This is a genomic window from Cytobacillus depressus, assembly GCF_008923245.1.
GTDB classification, from domain to species: Bacteria; Bacillota; Bacilli; order Bacillales; family Cytobacillaceae; genus Cytobacillus; species Cytobacillus depressus.
On record NZ_WBOS01000001.1, the window covers coordinates 89,069 to 107,906 of the forward strand.

The following is an 18,838-nucleotide window of genomic DNA, read 5'->3' on the forward strand; positions in this document are numbered from 1 at the left end:
CTAGGTGGCCTATGAAAATCGGTGCTATGAAGTAGTCATGGGAAGCGTTTTGGACGGTGACCTGCGGAAACGCGGTCCATGAAACAGATATGTAGTTTTTGTCCTTAGAAGTAACCAAAAACAGAACTGTCCGTCATGACCCTCATGACGGATAGTTTGCATAGAAAAAAAGAATGAGAGACAATCCCATTCTTTTTACACATTCTTCAAATCATATAATCTTTTATCCAGCAAACGCTTTTCATTTTTTTCAATCGTACCAGGTAATACCCTCCTCATAGTTGGTGTGACACGGATAACATTTTGTAACTTGTTCATGAGATCGCCAGCAATTTCTTCCTCGGATTCTATGATTATTTCAAATGAGTCCTGGTTATTTTTACTTGTTACGATGGCTTGGAAGGTCCTGTACCCTGCTTCCTCTAAAACAAGTGCAAGCTGCTTTTCTCTAACAAACATACCCTTGACTTTGATCCCATCGCTAACTCTTCCAAGGATTCCAGCTATCCTCTTGCCTTCATAGCCATCTACCCATCGTGAAAGATCACCAGTACCAAAGCGAATGAGCGGATAGCTTTTATCGAATAATGTTACAACGATTTCACCTTCTCCAGAAGTTACTTCCTTTCCTGAATGGGGATCGCAAATTTGCACGATAGCTGTATGCGATACTTTTAAGCCTGGCCCCTGTTTATCTTCATAAGCAATACAACCGCAATCTGCTGTGCCGTATCCTTCAAAGACGGCAATATTATTCTCTTCACATCTTTTTCTTAATTCATTTGTCAGCCTTTCAGCGGTAAAGAATACTTTTTTCAGATGAATCTCTTTTCCGATACTCCATCCTTTTTCTTCGATTGCATCTAATAGAATCGCGAAGAAGCTTGGTGTTCCTGTATAACCAGTTACTTGTAAATCCTTCATTACTTGAATTTGCAATTCACGATTTCCAGTTCCCGCTGGAATGACTGTTGCCCCTAGTTCCCTTAATGCCGAATCGAACATAAAGCCTGCTGGGGATAGATGATAGGAAAATGTATTTTGCACGATATCTTCATTGGTAAATCCAGCAACGTCAAGTGCTTCTGAAAAACGCCAAAAATCTTGCTCATGTGTTTGTGGGTCATAAATCGGACCAGGAGACATAAATATTCTCGCCATTTCAACAGCCGGAACAGTTGTTAATTGACCAAAGGGGGCATTTTTGCTTTGTAGCTCGGGTAATTGGTCCTTTATTAAAACGGGAATTTTCTCTAAATCACTAATAGATTGAATATCATCAGGAGAAATTTCTGCCTTATCCAGCCTCTCTCTAAATCCCGTTGCATGTTGATAGGCATAGTGGATCACTTGTTCCAGTGCCTCCATTACAGCCACCTCTTTCTTCTTTTATACGATTTAATATTTCGATAGTTTTTTCTTCCTTTGTCGCTCATCCCTAAATAAAATTCACGGACATCTTGATTAACTAGTAAACGTTCAACGGTTCCGTCCATGACGATGCGCCCGTTTTCCATTATGTAGCCATAATCCGCAATCGATAACGCCACATTCGCATTTTGTTCGACTACTAAAATAGTTGTTCCTTCCTCTTCATTAATTTTTTTGATGATAGCAAAGATTTCTTTCACGAGCAGCGGAGCTAGCCCAAGAGATGGCTCATCTAATAGCAGCACTTTAGGCTTTGCCATAATTCCTCTGCCGATTGCCAGCATTTGTTGCTCGCCTCCCGATAAATAGCCTGCTTGGCGATTTTTTAACATTTCTAGCTTCGGGAAGTAATGATATACCTTTTGAATATCATCTTTAATATTTTTCCGATCTTTTCGAGTATGAGCTCCGGCAATTAAATTTTCCTCTACCGTCAATTGTTCAAATACACGGCGTCCTTCCATACATTGAAAAATTCCTTTTTTGACAATCGTTTCAGCATCGCTCACATCAATTCGTTCCCCATATAACTCTATAAACCCATCTGTCACTTCACCATTTTCACTTTTCAAAAGCCCAGAGATCGCTTTCAGCGTCGTTGTTTTACCTGCTCCATTGCTCCCTAAAAGGGCAACAATCTTCCCTTTTGGCACAACCATTGACATTCCTTTTAACACAAGAATGACTCGATCGTACATGACTTCAACATTATTAATTGTTAGAAAATCTTCCCCCTTACTCTCCAGCTCCAAGTCCACTTTCCCTTTTAGAAAAGGAGCGTTATTAAAACGCCCCCTCATCAAATTAATATCCAATATAATCAGTGAAAACTTTAAATTTCCCTTCTTTTACTTCTGCTAGACGAACTTGATGGGTTCCTGCATGATTATCAGCGGAGAATGATACTGGTGCTGCTAATCCACCTAAATCAAGGTTTGATAATTTCTCTAATCCGGCGCGGATCCCTTCACCAGTCGTTGGATCATCCGCAAGCTTCATGCCTTCAACCATAATTTTTGCGGAGACCCAGCCTTGAATAAACTTTTGGTTTTTATCTTCTAGCTTTTCACCTTTTCCTTCTAAAAACGTCTTTATTTCAGCCATTCCAGAGAGATCTTCATATGGGAATGCATGTGTCACTACCCCGATAAAGCCTTCAGCGGCATCACCTGCGATTGGAAGCAAGCCTTCACCAGTTGCCCAGTTTAATCCGATAAATTGCGTATCAAGTCCAAGCTTTTTCGCATCCTTTAAGATTGTCGCAGTTGCCCCCCAAGTTTGCTGAATGATCGCATAGTCAGGGTTTTTCTTTTCCATATTTAATAATTGAGAAGTCGCATCAAGCGCTTGCAGCTCGACGATTTGTTCGTCAACCACTTCTACGCCAATTTCCTTTGCATAGTTTTTCGCATCTTCAATTGGAGATTTTCCGAAAGCGGAATCATTATAAATTAACGCTACTGTCGGTGTTCCACCGCTATGATTATCTTTAATCCATTTAAGAACAGAGCGTGCTTGGTCTGAATACGACGCGGCAGCTAAGAAGTTGTATGGGCTATCTTGTATGTTTTTTAAGTTTTCAGAATAGGAAGCAGATATGTATGGAAGCTTATCCGCTGCGATCTGTTGGCGAAGCGCCTCTGTATCACCAGTGCCCCATCCTAAAATCGCCGACACCTTATCCTTCGATTTCAATTTTTGATAAAGCTTTTGCGCCTCAGGGATTTTATAAGCGTAATCATCCCCAATTAGCTCTACTTTATAGCCGTTGACATCACCTTTTACAGCTAAATATTCAAAAAAGGCTTTTTCTCCTTCTGCATATGGAGTACCGACATCACCTGTACCACCTGTAATGTCAAAGATGCCGCCAATTTTTATCGTCCCTTTCGTATCGCCTGAGCTTTTCTCTCCGCCTGAACATGCTGAAAGTACGCCTAACATCAACACTAACAAAACAGCCCAAAACTTCCTCATCGTTTTCCCCCTCTTTACTTTTGAATAAAATCATTAAAAATTTGAAGCTATTTCTCTATAAAATTGCTGCTTCAAATGTTTTAAACAATGAATTAGCTAATATGAGAATGGCCACAGTCTGAAATAATCTTTAATGTTTTTCCATATTTTTGCGAGTCCCTCTGGTTCATAAATAAGGAATAAAATAATGACTAGGCCAAATACGACTTCTTTCATGCCGACAAGCACATTCGAAATATCCGGGAATAAGCCGCTTAACAACTCAACCCCTGAACGAAGGATGACCGGCAATAATGTAATGAATACCGCTCCATAGATGGAACCGAATACACTTCCCAATCCCCCGACAAGAATAATGGCTAAATATTCAATGGAAACAGAAATGCTGTACAGCTCTGGGCTAACGACCATTGTGTAATGACCAAGCAAAGCACCAGCTACGCCTACAAAGAATGAGCTGACAATAAAGGCAAGCACTTTATACTTAAATAGATCAATGCCTATGACTTCAGCAGCAATATCTCTATCGCGTACAGCAATAAAGGCCCTGCCAACCCTTGAGCGGAAAAGATTTAATGTAAACAGCGTTGTAATGATCAGCACGATAAATATTAAGTAGTAATAGCTCGTCTCACTATGAAAAATAAATCCGCCAATTTCTGGCCGTGAAAGGACCATCCCTGCTGTACCGCCTGTCAAAGAATCCCATCTTGATATGACAAACAGGATGATAACTTGCGCTGCCAATGTCGCAATCGCTAAATAAAGCCCTTTTAATCTTAAGGACGGTAAGCCAAATAGCCCGCCAACAATGGCCGTAATAATTCCAGCTGTCGGCATTGCAATCCAAAAGCTTAACCCGAGCTTTGCTGTTAAAATAGCTGATGTATAGCCGCCGACACCTAAAAATGCTCCAACTCCGATCGAAATTTGCCCAGTAAATCCCGTTAATATATTCAATCCAATGGCTCCAATTGCCGCAATCCCGCATAATGTCGCAAGTCCTACAACATAATCGGACGCAAGCAGTGGAAAGATCGCCAATAGTGCAAGCATAATAAAGACACGTATTCTTACGCGGGAAATTTTCCAAATGGCCATATCTTCCTTATAATTTACATGGAATTCTCCACAGCCCATCACAAAGGGATTTTTCATGCCATCACACCCTCTCAATCTCTTTTTTGCCAAATAGTCCATATGGCTTAAACATGAGAATAAACACTAAGATGACAAAGGGCATGACTTCTTTTAAGCCGCCGCCGACTAACGGATCTAAATATCCGCCTGTCATACTTTCAATAACCCCGATAATAAGTCCCCCGATGATGGCTCCTGGAATACTATCCAATCCACCGAGAATCGCAACCGGCAGTACTTTCAAGCCAATTGCTGACAGAGATGCATTCACTCCATTAATATTGCCGAGCAGAATTCCGCCAACAGCCGAAACAACCGCGGCAATTGCCCAGGCAACCGCAAAAATCATCTTTACACTAATCCCCATCGACATGGCTGCCTGCTGATCATCTGCTGTTGCACGCATCGCAATACCAAGCTTCGAGTATTTGAAAAATAGCGTAAAAATAACGAGCATGATTACAACAATCAGCAAGGACCATAAATAAACTGGAGCAACAACAACTTTTCCTAATTGAACAGGCTGTTCAGAAAAGACCTTTGGGAATACACGGGTTTCATGTCCCCAAATAATATGAACAAAACCTGCTAGAACACTAGATAATCCGATCGTTGCCATGATCATCGAAATTACCGGCTCACCGATAAATGGCCGTAAGACTATTCTCTCGATAGCAAAACCCAGGACGGCACTAAACATCAACGCAATAAGCAATGCAGCAATAAAAGGAATATTATAAGCTGTAATCAAAGTAAGACATACATACGTTCCAATTAATAAAAATTCCCCTTGCGCAAAATTGATTGCATCGCTAGATTTATAGATTAGGACAAAACCAAGTGCAACTAAGGCATATACACTACCTACAACAATGCCTGTCACAAGCATTTGCAAAAAAAAGACCATTAAGCAGCTCCCTCGCCTTCACCCATGAAAATCACTTGAAGTGTCGTATGAATTGTTTGCTCGTTTCCATCTCGATATCTTATTTTCCCTTCCACTTTTATTTGCTCGTTTTCTGTGTACATTCCATTGATTAATGCTTCATATTTTTGAGCGACAAACTGTCTTCTAACCTTTTTCGTTCGTGTTAATTCTTCATCATCTGCGTCAAGCTCCTTATAGAGAAGAACAAACTTTTTTACCCGTGCCTTCTCAGGTAAGGTTTGATTAATTTCATTTACTTGTTTTTGAATGAGCGCTAACACTTCTCGTTTTGAAGACAAATCTGTATATGTCGTGTAGCTGATTTGGTTTTTCTCTGCCCAGCGGCCGACATTTTCCATATCAATATTAATCATAGCTACGACATAAGGTCGATCCTTCCCAATGGCGACAGCTTCTTGAATGTACGAACTAAATTTCAATTTATTCTCGATAAACTGCGGCGAGAACATTTCACCTGACTCCAAGCGAATGACATCTTTAATACGGTCAATGACATATAAATGACCTTCTTCATCGACTCTCCCGGCATCCCCAGAATGCAGCCAACCAGATTGAATTGTTTCCTTCGATGAATTTTCATTTTTGTAGTACCCTTTACAAATGCTCGAGCTTCTAATAAGAATTTCTCCCTCTTCAGAGATCTTCACCTCTGTTCCGGGAAGCGGAATCCCAACACTATCCAATTTAATATCACCGTCGCGATGTACGATGGCAATGCCAGATACTTCGGTTTGCCCATAAATGCTTTTAACATTTACACCAATACTATGGAAAAATTCAAAGACATCCGGCCCGAGTGGAGCCCCACCCGTATAGGCCCGCTTCATATTCAATAGACCGAGATGATCTCTAATGGCACTAAACATAAAATAATCCGCAATTTTATATTGCAGTTTTGTCCGAAAAGAAACAGGTCGATTTTCAAAATGAGCATGAGCGACTTTTTGCCCAATCGGCTTGCACCATTCGTACATTTTTCTTTTTAGCCAGCCAGCATCTTGAATTTTTACTTGGAATTTTGAAAGCATATCTTCATATATTCTTGGTGGTGAAAACATTACTTGAGGTCCAATTTCTCGCAGGTTGTCTAATACGGTGGTAGGTTCTTCTGGGAAGTTGATGGTTATGCCATTATAAAGGCCCATCGCCATTGTCATCATTTGTTCCCCGATCCAGGCGAGTGGCAAAAAGGAGACATATTCATCCTTTTCTGTTAGAGGGTCTATTGTTGAAAGGTTTTTTGCCATGTCTAGCAAATTCTTATACGTTAACATCGTTCCTTTTGGATTGCCAGTTGTTCCGGAAGTATAACAGAAGATCGCAATATCATGCTCTGTCCCCTTCTGTACTTCCTTCTCAAAGTATAGAGGTTGATCTGCAGCGAATTCTTTTCCGAGTGCTTGAACTTCTTGAAAGCTTATGACTGCCTCATCCTGATAGTTTCTCATCCCCCTTGGGTCATAATAGATTATTTTTTTTACCTTTGGAATTTCTTCTCTAATTTCAAAAACTTTATCAACCTGTTCCTGATCTTCTACAACGACAATTGTTGCATCACTATGGTCTAAAATATAGCTAATTTCATTAGGAAGCGATTCCTGATAAATACCGACAGAAATTCCTCCTAAAGATTGAACGGCTAACTCACTCATGACCCATTCAGGCCGATTATCTCCAATGATCGCAACTTTATCTCCTCTTTGAATACCGAGCTTTGAAAAGCCAAGACTAAGAAACTTGACCTGTTCTAAATAGGCTTCATACGTGATTTCATTCCATATACCAAAATCCTTCTCTCTTAAAGCCACATGATCACTGGCTTTACTTGCCCACTCTAGTAAACTTTGCGGAAACGTCTTATTTGAGCTGGACATGAATGCAAAACCTCCCCAATCCTAACCTACATTTTCTTCTCCTAAATATGCTTCAATCACTTTGTCATTATTTTGAATTTCATTCGGAGTCCCATAGCCAATTAATCTACCAAAATCTAAAACGGCAATGTGATCGGAAAGGTCCATGACGACACCCATATCATGTTCAATTAAAATAATCGTTTTGTTCATTTCTTCATGAATATCGATAATATAGCGGGCCATGTCTTCTTTTTCCTCACTATTCATTCCGGCCATCGGCTCATCTAATAAGAGGATTTCTGGCTCTAAGGCAAGTGCCCTTCCAACCTCCACACGTTTTTGCAATCCATACGAAAGCCGCCCGACTGGAGTGTCACGAATATGTTCAATTTCCAGGAAATCGATTACTTTCTCGATTTTTTCGCGATGTTCGACTTCCTCCCTTTGAGCTTTGCCCCAATAAAGCCCCCCTGATAGCACACCGGTTTTCATACGGACATGCCTGCCAAGCATTAAATTGTCCAAAACTGATAAATGAGGAAACAGCTCAATATTTTGAAAAGCTCTCGCAATCCCAAGATGGGCCCGTTTATGAGGCTTATACCGCGTAATCACTTCCCCTTTAAACAAAATTGAACCTTCCGATGGCCTGTACAAACCGCTAATACAATTCAACATACTAGTCTTTCCAGCCCCATTCGGCCCGATAAGTGAAAAGATCTCACCTGCCTTTACTTTATATGAAACATGATCTAAAGCTATGACACCCCCGAATTGTAAAGTTAGATCTTTGATTTCTAAAATGCCGCCCAATCATCTTCCCCCTAATTTTAATATATTAATTTTAAAATTCCGAATATTGTTTATATTCTATGTTAAATTTGTTTTTTCCTCTTTTAAATGCTACGTTTCCTAAATAAACATTATTGCGCTGAAAATTGAAAAAAGAATGAATATCCAATCGGATGTCCATTCTTTTTCTAAGGTCCTTATTCAATCATGCTTCCTATTCTTCCCTTTCACAAATCGATAGGCTACATAGGCAATATAAAGCGGTGTTGCGATGTACATTAAATCTGGGAACTGGCCTTTTTTGTAAATAACATATAACAGGCAGCCAATAAATATTGTGACGATAGTTCCATACTTTGGCAGTGGAACTTCCTTGAGGCTTGGGATTCTAATTTTGCTAACCATTAGAAAACACATGCCCGTGAAGACTACTGTTGTAATGATATGAGGAATTTTATCGCCGAACAACGTAAGGATGGCTAAGATTCCTCCGGCAGCAGTGATCGGGACTCCTACGAAATAGTTTAAGGACGCTTTGCTTGAGCTAATATTGAATCTTGCCAAGCGATACGCGCCGAATAATGGGAATAATCCTGCTACGGCTAATCCTAAAATACCGAATTGAAAAAAGTATGTATAATAAACTAAAAATGATGGCGCTACTCCAAATGTGACGATATCAGCTAATGAATCGAGCTGTTTACCTAATTCGCTATCTGCTTGCAGCATACGTGCCAATCTTCCGTCAATACTGTCAAGCATCATGCCAATTAATATTAAGATAGCGGCGTTCTTAAACTCGCCTTTAGCTGCAAAACCAATTGATAAAAATCCGCAGTATAAATTTCCGAGTGTAACCATATTGGGAATTGCTTTTGTTATTCTCACAAGTTTTGATCTCTCCTATTAAATGTTCTTAATCAAGACTATTTCCTTTATTTCACATATATTTATTACGTAATAAAAAAGATTATAACACTTTTTTCCTTTGTTTGAGCAATAAACTCTGAAATATGTTTTCTCAAAAAAATAAAAAGGTTCCGTTTATTATACTCTAACGGAACCTTCATTATTTTTGGCTATTAAGCAAAGCCCTTCTCAAGGATCATTGCTTTTAAGTATTTTCGAATTCTGTAAAGTTTTGTTTTTACAGTATTTTGATTGAGCATCAATAAATCAGCAATTTCTTTTTCTTTTAGTCCGTGGCTTATTTTTAATAGAAACATACGTTTTTGATCAGGTGAGAGGGAATTGACGGCATCTTGAATTTGTTCCTGCATGAAATTCAACTCTACTTCTTGCTCTACGTTTTGACTCATAGTAATCTTCGTATTTTCTAAATCTGTTCCGACTGCCAGTCTCTCTGTCGTTTTTTTCTCTTTTCTAATAAAATCAATGGCCGTTCTTGTCGTAATGGCAGAAAGCCAAGAACCCATTTTCTCCTTATCTTGAATGGTGTGGATTTTTTGATAGGCTTTAAGAAACGTTTCCTGGACAACATCTTCGGCCAAGTGATGGTCCCTAGTTATACAAAATGCCACATGGAAAAGCCGTTTATAATACAGATCACAAATTTCCCTCATATCAATAGAACAAACATCCACCTTTCATTCCCCCTCTCGGCCATGCTCTTTCTTAATCATAAACAGAAATCTATTCGAAGTATTGCTTCACAAATTCAGGAACCCGCTCACTGCTAAAGCTTTTAATATCGATGGACCGTTCATTTTGATAGTAAAATGCAACGATATATGATCCGCCAATATAGCCCTGTGTATTCTCTAGACTTATTTCCAGCTGTGTTTTGTCTGTTATTTTCAGTACCTTTCCTAGCTTTTTCATTTGCGCGAATACCTCCTCATGGGAGTATCCTCTATGGTCTATTTCCAAATCATCTTTTCGGGCTATATATGCAATCGAAATATCAGAAGCATTTACACGTGCATTCTCCAATAATCCTTTTTCATCAAGCCATTGTTCTAGCCTTTTATAATTAACGCGCCATGGCTCGGTAACGGTTTCGTCATCCTGCTGTAAAAGCTCAATTATAGCGTATGCATCACGGTTATCCCGCATGTCTTCATAAGTAGCATCGTTAATTTCATCTTTTAAAATGGCTATGAATTCTTTTATTTCAGAAGAGTCGGCAATAACTGCCCTCTTATTAATCGGGCCATACGGATGAACCGAAACTTTTTCAATCTGATCTTCTTTTACATTGAAAATTTCATTTGTCACCCTTTTATACTCAGATGTTTCGTAAATCAATTTATAGAAATGAGCATATTTCTTTTGATCAATCTCATAATTTCGAACGATGCTTTTCCCATTTTTAAGCTTGTAAACAAAAAAAGCATTTTCACTATTATGATTGTTATCGCCCTTATTAGCGACAATTTCCTTATGGAGCCTTCTAATCAAATCGATATTTTCCAAATCCTGCAAATAATACGGTTGATCGCCATTGCGATAATAATAGAAACTATTGCTAAAATGGACCCCTTCGATTTCGCTTGTATTCGGAATATTTTTCTCATATTGGGTGAAATCAAACTGAAAGAGAATAACAAGTACAGCCATTGAACAGGCATAAATAAATAGCCCCCGAATATGAATGATAATCCTCCACGATTTTTGCAGTACCATCTCTGATAAGGCAAATCCGATAATGGCGCCAAAAATATAACCTGTTACTAGCCAAATGCTCCCTTCTTCCATTCTCCCAAAGTACGTTCCTCCTAATAACATGAAGCAAAATGTAACCCCGTACTTAAAGATAGGCTTCAAAAATGGAAAAATTAGCGCCTGTGAGACAGCTTCAAGCTTTCTGTGTTTATAAACCCATAATGATAATGAGTAAAGCATGAAGATTAGCAAAATATATATAACAATTTCTGCTGGTCCTAATGGTCTATCCCTTAATAGACTTAAAGCTACTAACGGAGAAAATGCTTCAATCTTGCTTTCCATAAAATATTGATCTGGGAATCCGTATAAGTAAAATGGTAAATTAAAGCCTAGCAAGACGATCAGCCCAATTGGCAGCAGAAGCATAATGTATGTTAGAGCACCTTGGACCGTTGATAAACCTGTAACCATTCCCGTGAAGACCGCTGCCATATAAAGAAGCAGATTGACCATTATGGTAATGCCAAGCCATTCGAAAATATCGCTAATCGATAAAAAATCGTATAAATGTAATGGTGTATAAAGGGCAAAAATGATTAACGCATTTAATAAAACTGGGATGATTAAAATTACGATGCCCGAAATGGCGAACATATGATAAATTCGGTCTCTCTTTATTGGCAGGCTATGCATAAAGTCGCTATACTGTTTTACTTGTAAAAAGCGAAATAAAAATAAAGCCAGTAAAACGGGTAAAGCAATTGACAATATACTTTGAATTTCCGAATTATATTGGAAAAGGTTATCAGCCTGGAAAAAATAACGATGCTCTTCATAGATTGAATCAGTCGTCATTAACATTTCTAATGGAAGGGCAATCAATAAACCAAGAAAATAGACAATGGCCACCCAGCCAACATTTCTAGTGATTGTTTTCCAGATCTCATTATTAACCAAGGATATTTTCGACTGCATAGCCAACATCCCCCATTTCATAAATAAATATTTCTTCTAATGTTAACGGCAGGATATCAAATATGATCGGGTTAAACTTTTTAATGTGAGCAGTGATTTCTTCCTCTTTCCCATTGACAATGAATAAAAGGACGCTTCCTCGTTTTTCCTGATGCAATATCTTCATATGTTTAATGAATTCTGATGGGATGGATCCATTAAAGGCAACTTGAATTTTATGAGTATCTGATTTCAGATCATCCAGTTCCTTTTCTATCATGATTTTCCCTTTATGCATAATGGCAACATGGTCACATAAATCTTCCACTTCTCTGAGATTATGTGAGGAAATTAACACAGTCATTTCCCGTTCAGCGACATCTTCTATTAATAGGCCCTTCACTTTTTTGCGCATAACAGGGTCAAGCCCATCCATTGGCTCATCGAGAATAAGTACTTCCGGTTTTGTAGATAGTCCAAGGATAAAAGCAGCTTGTCTTTGAATTCCCTTAGAGAATTTATGAACTTTTTTATGTATGTCCATATTAAACGTCTTAACAAGTTCTTCAAAGCGATTTTGGTCCCATGTAGGATATATACTTTCATAAAATTGCGCCATTTGCTTAACCGTATATTGCGGCAGAAAATACGGAATATCCTGTATAAAGAAAACCCTCTGCTTTATGTCAGTATTTTCATAGACCGACTGATCATCTATCATAATAGCTCCATCGTCTTGAACGTAAATGCCACCTATTAATTTTAATAGAGTCGTCTTTCCCGCTCCGTTTGAACCGAGCAGCCCATAGATGGAGCCTTTGTTTACGGTTAAATTCATATTTTCAACAGCTTCTAAGTTTTCAAATGACTTGCGTACATTTCTAATTTTTATCATTGTCTCCCCCTCCTCCGACGGTGGCCTCGACCTCTTGAATGATTATGAATAAATCATCCACAGTCATCCCAAGGTACATTGCTTCTGAAAGCAGCTTCATCAGTTCTGATTTCACTTTCGAAAGTTTTTCGGCATCTGGAGAAGGACTGGCCGGACTGACAAAGCTGCCTTTTCCTTTAATGGAATAAATATAGCCTTGTGTTTCTAATTCGCGATATGCCTTTTGGATTGTATTTGGATTGATTGTCAGCTGTTGGGCTAGTGTTCTCACTGATGGCAGCTGTTCGTCTGCTTTTAATATTTCCGTAATGATCAGCTCTTTAAGCCGCTCAACCAATTGTTCATAGATCGGCTTTCGGCTTCTCACATCCAGCTCAAACATGTATGGATCCCTCCAATCTGTACCTAGTGTACTATGATACATAGTACAGTTAATACAGTTAGATTATATGATAAGTTTTTGGAAAAAGAAATAGGTTTTGGAAAATAATTTTTATGAAAATAAAAAAAGGAAAAGTGTTAGCCACTTTTCCTTTTTCTACTATTCTACTTTTTCAAAGGTGTTATTTTCACGGCACAGGCTTTGAACTCAGCCGTTCCAGAAATAGGGTCAAACTCATTGATCGTTAACACATTCGTAGGGACATCACTGAAATGGAAGCTCATAAATATCAGACCTGGAGAAACTTGATCTGTTACTTTTGCTTTCACTTTCACACTTCCCCTTCTCGAGCTAACTTCGACAAAATCTCCAGATTCAATTCCTAGCTTAACCGCGTCATCTGGATGGATGTCGGCGGTTTCTTCAGTCTGCTTAATTTTTACCCCGCTTGCGTAATAATTCGTTTGTGTGTGGGTATTGTAAGATTCATAGCGCCTTCCAGTCGTGAGCATAAACGGATACTCTTCGTCCGGGCGCTCGATTGGGCCAGTATAGTTCACAGCATTAAACGGAGATAATCGCACATTTTCCTCATTTTCATTATGAAATCTTTGATGAAGAATGAACGTTCCCGGATGGGACTCATCAGGACAAGGATAATGCAAGCTATATTCCTTTTCTAATCTGGAATATGGCATCCCGCCGTACATTTCCCAAGCTAGCGTTCGAATTTCCTCCCAAATTTCTTCACTATTCTTGTAATTCAATGGGTAGCCGAGCCGTGTGGAAATTTCACATAAGATTTCCCAATCATCCCTCGTATCCGGATGAGCATCGACAGCCTTCCGTACCCGCTGAATTCGGCGATCTGTATTTGTGTATGTGCCTTCAACCTCTCCCCAAGATCGTGCTGGGAGGACGACATCAGCAAGTTTCCCCGTTTCTGTCATGAAAATATCTTGAACGACTAATAAATCTAAGTTTTCTAATAGCTTACGGGTATGCTGCCTATGCACATCAGCCACTAACGGATTTTCGCCAATACAATACAAAGCTTTGACAAGTCCTTTTTCCATGCGCTCAAAAGCCCTTGTTTGTGTATCACCAGGCTCTGGATTAATTTTGACATTCCATGCCTTTTCAAAACGAGCACGGTATTCTTCATTCGATAAACTAACTGCACCAGGCAGCTGATTTGGCAAGCAGCCTAAGTCACCTGCGCCCTGTACATTATTTTGTCCGCGCAACGGCATAATTCCGCAGCCTTCTCTTCCGATATGACCGGTTAATAATGCGAGATTGGCAATATCAAACACATTATTAACGCCGCAATGATGCTCGGTAATTCCTAATGTATAGGCAATCATCGCTTTATCCGCTTTTGCATATTCCCTCGCCGTTTCAATAATATCTTGAGCACTTACCCCTGTAATAGCGGCAGAATATTCCGGTGTGTACATTTTTACATGTTCTTTTAACGTAGCAAAATCAACAGTAAATTGGTCGATAAATGCTGGGTTATACAAGTTTTCTTCGATAATGACGTGAATCATCGCGTTCATGAGAGCGATGTCAGAGCCGACATTTATTTGCAAATGACGATGAGCGCTCTTCACCATATCGATTTTTCTCGGATCGATAACAATAATTTTCAACCCAGATTTAACAGCTTTTTTCATACGGTTTGCAATAATTGGGTGGGCTTCGGTCGTATTTGAGCCCATCAGAAGTAAAACTTCCGCACGATCAATATCTTCTAACGTGTTTGTTGGAAATCCACTTCCAAATACAGTTGCCAGACCGGCAACGCTTGGAGCGTGTCACGTTCGATTACATCCGTCAATATTATTGCTGCCAATCACCGTTCTCATAAATTTCTGTGTTACATAATTCACTTCATTCGTGCTTCTTGCTGTAGCAAACATTGAAATTGCATCAGGACCAAATTGCTCCTTAATCCCCTTTAGCTTTTCAACAATAAAGGAATAGGCCTCTTCCCACGTCGCTTCTACAAGCTCCCCAGCCTTACGGATAAGTGGCGACGTTAAACGGCTTTTCGCATGGACATATTCATAGGCAAATGAACCTTTTACACATGTTTGTCCTTTGTTTACCGGTGCTTCTTTATCGCCACGAATTTTGACAATTCGATTATTGTCCACTTCAACGACAAGGCCACAACCGGTTCCGCAATAACCGCAAACGGTTTTTACTTTTTCAGTTTCCCCCATTTTTATCCTCCTATTTAAATATTCATTTAGGAATCTCTTTTACTCGTTATAAGCGTCAAAAAGCTTCCTAGTTATTAGCACTAACCTCCCCAGATTAGTTGTATTTTAATAATATCTAAAAAATTTGAATTATCAAAATACTACTCTATTATACTATATTTTGCCTTCTGTAAATAGTTGTGTGCAATCTGGAATATTAGGTGCTTAATTCATTGTATGCTTAGATCCAGTGATATCTCCCTGGATCTTTTTGATTATAGTGATTTGTAGCAGTATAAATAAAAAATGCTGTAAAACATCCTTTTCATGTTTTACAGCATTTACATACTATATTTCAAAATACCCGAGTCTTTCCGATATTTGCTTTCCGACCTGGATCATTCTTGATTGGAGACTATTTAGCCTGTCCATTGTCATTCTCATTGTCGGACCAGAAATACTAATGGCGGCAACGACTTTTCCTACATGATCAAATATAGGGGCGGCAATACAAGTAATCCCCTTTTCATTTTCTTCTAAATCTAATGCAAACCCATTTTTTCGCACATTGGCAAGTTCTTGAAATAATTGATCCTTGTCCGTAATAGTCTTGTCAGTGTGCACTGGGAGGCCTTTGTGATCGAGAATACTTGTCACAGCATCTGTAGGCAAATGAGCTAGAATTGATTTTCCAACCGATGTACAGTGCATCGGTGCTCTTTTACCAACCTTTGAATGCATGCGCAATGTTTCACTGCCGTCTAATTTTTCAATATAAACGACTTCCCCTTGGTCATAAACGACGAGGTGAATCACTTCCTTCGTCTCACTTTCCAATTCCCTCAAAAACGGCTTTGCTTCTTCCCTTAAATCGATCGATTCGAGCAGATTCGAACTGATTTCTAAAAATTTATATCCAAGCTTATAACGTCCCGTTTCTTTATCCTGCTCGACATAGCCATATTGAACAAGTGTCGATAGTGTTCGATAAACTGAGCTTTTATTTATATCCATTTGATTAGCAATTTCAGTAACCCCAAGTCCGCCTTTTTTTAAACTAACGATCATAATAATATCAAGGGCGCGGCTTACTGATTTCACTACATTCTCTCTTTCCAACATTTCCTCTCCTCAGAGCTCGAATTGTAGTTTTGCCTAAAAAGCATGGCATTTCAAGTTCAGATGAATGCCATGCCGGATTGGATTATCGTTTTATCGCAGATTAACGGGCAGTAAGACTCCCACCTCAAAACTTTAGATGATTCGAAGAAATTTAGGTGGGAGATCAACTGCCCGTAAAGGCCCGATAAGTTCAACTAACATTCAGTGGGGGATGAAGGCCAACTAAGAAATCCAGGTCCTGTGGCAACGTCGGCACTAGCACGTCCTGTGCGTCGGCCCCCCCCACTGAATGAAGTTTCACTTTATAGCTAATTTTACTTTTGCTTCTAATCGTCTCTTATGCAAGATGGGCTCTGTATAGCCATTAGGCTGGTCATATCCTTGAAAAATCAAATCACAAGCTGCTTGGAAAGCAACAGAATCATTAAAGTCATCTGCCATTGGATGATAAGCAGAATCTCCAGTATTCTGTTGGTCAACGACTTTAGCCATCCGCTGTAAAGTTTCCATTACTTGTTCTTTCGTACAAATGCCATGATGCAGCCAATTGGCAATATGCTGACTGGAAATTCTAAGCGTTGCCCTGTCCTCCATTAATCCGACATTATTGATGTCAGGAACTTTTGAACAGCCTATTCCTTGTTCAACCCAGCGTACAACATAGCCAAGAATTCCTTGGGCATTATTATCGAGCTCTTGCTGAATCTCATCAGCACACCATTGAGGGGTACTAGCTAGCGGCACTTGTAAAATATCATTCCGATAATCTTTAATCTCATCTAATAGATTCTTTTGTACGGCGCTAACAGACACTTCATGATAGTGAAGTGCATGCAGTGTGGCGGCTGTTGGCGATGGAACCCAAGCCGTATTTGCGCCTGCTTTTACATGCCCAATTTTTTGTTGCAGCATATCTGCCATTTGATCCGGCATCGCCCACATTCCCTTACCGATTTGGGCCCTGCTATGAAAGCCAGTCGCAAGACCATTGCTCACATTTGATTTTTCATATGCATGAAGCCATAATGTACCTTTCATATCATTTTTCCTTATCATCGGACCTGCTTCCATCGAAGTATGAATCTCATCTCCCGTCCGATCAAGGAAACCTGTATTAATAAAGGCGATTCTTTCCTTCACTTCCCTGATGCAAGCTTTTAAATTTAATGAAGTTCGGCGCTCTTCATCCATCAGCCCAATTTTCAATGTGTTGCGTACAAGACCTAGTAAATCCTCGACACGATTGAACAGTTCATTGGCAAAAGCCGCTTCTTTTGATCCATGCATTTTTGGCTTCACAATATAGATGGACCCTTTTGCTGAATTTGTGTATACGGCATTTCCTAATAAGGAATGTTTTGCGATTAAACTTGTTACAATGGCATCTAATATCCCTTCTTGAATCTCTTCCCCATTTTGATCTAAAACGGCATTAATAGTCATTAAATGTCCTGCATTCCGCACAAACATTACCGAACGGCCTGGCAGTGAAATTGACTTCCCATTAGGTGTTTTGTAGCTGCGATCAGGATTCATCGTTCTCGTTATGGTTTTGCCGCCTTTGACAAAGCTAGCCGATAAATCTCCCTTCATTAATCCGAGCCAATTGCGATAAACGAGTACTTTGTCTTCAGCATCGACGGCAGCGACAGAGTCTTCACAATCGATAATTGTCGAAAGGGCTGACTCAAGAAGGATATCCTTAACGCCTGCATGGTCTGTTTTTCCGATTTGATGATTGCGTTCGATTTGAATTTCAAAATGCAGCCCATTATTCTTCAGCAAGACGATCGAAGGATTATCAGCTTCTCCATCATATCCTGCAAATTTCTCCTTTTCTCTTAGCCCGTTTTCCTGACCATTATGAAGGACTGCATATAATTCACCATTTTTAACTAAATATTGATTGACATCTTTATGTGACCCTGATTGTAACGGGGCCGATTTATCAAGAAACTCTTTTGAAAATGCAATAACCTTTTCGCCTCGGACTGGGTTATAGCCGCCCCTTCGCTGGGCGCCATCTTCCTCACTTATAACATCTGTTCCATAAAGTGCATCATAGAGACTGCCCCAGCGTGCATTGGCCGCATTCAATGCGTAGCGAGCATTATTAACAGGAACAACAAGTTGTGGTCCTGCTTGAAGGGCAACCTCGTCATCTACATTTTCAGTCGAAATGCTAAAGTCCTCTCCCTCATCCTCTAAATAGCCAATCTCTTCTAAAAACGCTTTGTATTGAGCTAATTCAAAATTTTTATTTTCACGGTGCCAAGTGTGAATTTTTCTTTGGAGTACATCACGCTCAGCAAGCAACTCTTTATTTTTCGGAGTTAATTCGTAAACGATCTTCTCGAAACCATTCCAAAATTGTTCTTGATTCACTTCACTTCCCGGAAGAACCTCATTATTAATAAAATCAAAAAGCTCCTTCGCTACTTGCATTTTCCCAACTTGTTGATAAGTGCTCATTTCCTTCCTCCTTGGCAGTTTTATTCTCCC

The 18,838-nt window shown here is 39.5% G+C and carries 15 protein-coding genes; all 15 read right to left on the reverse strand.

Features of this window, described 5'->3' with window-relative positions; genetic code table 11:
- Nucleotides 1-195: 195 nt before the first annotated feature.
- The 15 genes from F7731_RS00375 to F7731_RS00450 all read right to left on the reverse strand — a co-directional run bounded on the left by F7731_RS00375 (nucleotide 196) and on the right by F7731_RS00450 (nucleotide 18,808).
- Nucleotides 196-1,368 carry a phenylacetate--CoA ligase family protein gene (locus F7731_RS00375; protein ID WP_151532794.1) on the reverse strand — a complete coding sequence of 391 codons (1,173 nt, stop codon included), beginning with the start codon at nucleotides 1,366-1,368 and terminating at the stop codon, nucleotides 196-198.
- Complete coding sequence (locus F7731_RS00380) at nucleotides 1,368-2,129, reverse strand: ABC transporter ATP-binding protein (protein ID WP_151533679.1); 762 nt, start codon at nucleotides 2,127-2,129, stop codon at nucleotides 1,368-1,370. Before F7731_RS00380 ends, F7731_RS00375 begins: the two co-directional genes overlap by 1 nt.
- A gap of 106 nt (nucleotides 2,130-2,235) precedes the next feature.
- Entirely contained in the window at nucleotides 2,236-3,408 is a 1,173-nt protein-coding gene (locus F7731_RS00385; protein ID WP_151532795.1) for an ABC transporter substrate-binding protein, read from the reverse strand.
- 96 nt (nucleotides 3,409-3,504) lie between these two features.
- Nucleotides 3,505-4,566 (reverse strand): branched-chain amino acid ABC transporter permease, encoded by a 1,062-nt coding sequence (locus tag F7731_RS00390; protein WP_151532796.1) that lies wholly within the window; start codon nucleotides 4,564-4,566, stop codon nucleotides 3,505-3,507.
- Nucleotides 4,567-4,570: 4 nt separating this feature from the next.
- Entirely contained in the window at nucleotides 4,571-5,455 is an 885-nt protein-coding gene (locus F7731_RS00395) for a branched-chain amino acid ABC transporter permease (RefSeq protein WP_151532797.1), read from the reverse strand.
- Nucleotides 5,455-7,371: an AMP-binding protein gene (locus F7731_RS00400; protein ID WP_151532798.1), complete on the reverse strand. Its 1,917-nt coding sequence runs from the start codon at nucleotides 7,369-7,371 to the stop codon at nucleotides 5,455-5,457. Before F7731_RS00400 ends, F7731_RS00395 begins: the two co-directional genes overlap by 1 nt.
- 21 nt (nucleotides 7,372-7,392) lie before the next feature.
- A complete protein-coding gene (locus F7731_RS00405; RefSeq protein ID WP_151532799.1) occupies nucleotides 7,393-8,166 on the reverse strand; it encodes an ABC transporter ATP-binding protein in 774 nt (257 codons plus the stop codon).
- A 180-nt stretch (nucleotides 8,167-8,346) separates the two neighbouring features.
- Entirely contained in the window at nucleotides 8,347-9,033 is a 687-nt protein-coding gene (pssA, locus tag F7731_RS00410) for a CDP-diacylglycerol--serine O-phosphatidyltransferase (RefSeq protein WP_151532800.1), read from the reverse strand.
- A 194-nt stretch (nucleotides 9,034-9,227) separates the two neighbouring features.
- Nucleotides 9,228-9,749, reverse strand: a complete 522-nt coding sequence (locus F7731_RS00415) for an RNA polymerase sigma factor (protein ID WP_246197102.1) — start codon at nucleotides 9,747-9,749, stop codon at nucleotides 9,228-9,230.
- A gap of 49 nt (nucleotides 9,750-9,798) precedes the next feature.
- Complete coding sequence (locus F7731_RS00420) at nucleotides 9,799-11,748, reverse strand: DUF6449 domain-containing protein (RefSeq protein ID WP_246197103.1); 1,950 nt, start codon at nucleotides 11,746-11,748, stop codon at nucleotides 9,799-9,801.
- A complete protein-coding gene (locus F7731_RS00425) occupies nucleotides 11,723-12,622 on the reverse strand; it encodes an ABC transporter ATP-binding protein (protein WP_151532802.1) in 900 nt (299 codons plus the stop codon). The genes F7731_RS00420 and F7731_RS00425 overlap by 26 nt, the downstream gene beginning before the upstream one ends.
- On the reverse strand, nucleotides 12,609-13,004 hold the full coding sequence (locus F7731_RS00430; protein ID WP_151532803.1) for a GntR family transcriptional regulator: 396 nt from the start codon (nucleotides 13,002-13,004) through the stop codon (nucleotides 12,609-12,611). The genes F7731_RS00425 and F7731_RS00430 overlap by 14 nt, the downstream gene beginning before the upstream one ends.
- A 164-nt stretch (nucleotides 13,005-13,168) precedes the next feature.
- Nucleotides 13,169-15,235, reverse strand: a complete 2,067-nt coding sequence (fdhF, locus tag F7731_RS00435) for a formate dehydrogenase subunit alpha (protein ID WP_246197104.1) — start codon at nucleotides 15,233-15,235, stop codon at nucleotides 13,169-13,171.
- A gap of 327 nt (nucleotides 15,236-15,562) precedes the next feature.
- Nucleotides 15,563-16,333 (reverse strand): IclR family transcriptional regulator, encoded by a 771-nt coding sequence (locus F7731_RS00445; protein WP_151532806.1) that lies wholly within the window; start codon nucleotides 16,331-16,333, stop codon nucleotides 15,563-15,565.
- A 300-nt stretch (nucleotides 16,334-16,633) separates the two neighbouring features.
- Entirely contained in the window at nucleotides 16,634-18,808 is a 2,175-nt protein-coding gene (locus F7731_RS00450) for a malate synthase G (RefSeq protein WP_151532807.1), read from the reverse strand.
- Nucleotides 18,809-18,838 lie beyond the last annotated feature (30 nt).

What these genes read in the sequence shown, in the direction of transcription:
- F7731_RS00375 (WP_151532794.1), bottom strand. Translation starts at nt 1,368, where the DNA reads ATGGAGGCACTGGAACAAGTGATCCACTATGCCTATCAACATGCAACG.
- F7731_RS00380 (WP_151533679.1), bottom strand. Translation starts at nt 2,129, where the DNA reads ATGTACGATCGAGTCATTCTTGTGTTAAAAGGAATGTCAATGGTTGTG.
- F7731_RS00385 (WP_151532795.1), bottom strand. Translation starts at nt 3,408, where the DNA reads ATGAGGAAGTTTTGGGCTGTTTTGTTAGTGTTGATGTTAGGCGTACTT.
- F7731_RS00390 (WP_151532796.1), bottom strand. Translation starts at nt 4,566, where the DNA reads ATGAAAAATCCCTTTGTGATGGGCTGTGGAGAATTCCATGTAAATTAT.
- F7731_RS00395 (WP_151532797.1), bottom strand. Translation starts at nt 5,455, where the DNA reads ATGGTCTTTTTTTTGCAAATGCTTGTGACAGGCATTGTTGTAGGTAGT.
- F7731_RS00400 (WP_151532798.1), bottom strand. Translation starts at nt 7,371, where the DNA reads ATGTCCAGCTCAAATAAGACGTTTCCGCAAAGTTTACTAGAGTGGGCA.
- F7731_RS00420 (WP_246197103.1), bottom strand. Translation starts at nt 11,748, where the DNA reads ATGCAGTCGAAAATATCCTTGGTTAATAATGAGATCTGGAAAACAATC.
- F7731_RS00425 (WP_151532802.1), bottom strand. Translation starts at nt 12,622, where the DNA reads ATGATAAAAATTAGAAATGTACGCAAGTCATTTGAAAACTTAGAAGCT.
- F7731_RS00430 (WP_151532803.1), bottom strand. Translation starts at nt 13,004, where the DNA reads ATGTTTGAGCTGGATGTGAGAAGCCGAAAGCCGATCTATGAACAATTG.
- F7731_RS00450 (WP_151532807.1), bottom strand. Translation starts at nt 18,808, where the DNA reads ATGAGCACTTATCAACAAGTTGGGAAAATGCAAGTAGCGAAGGAGCTT.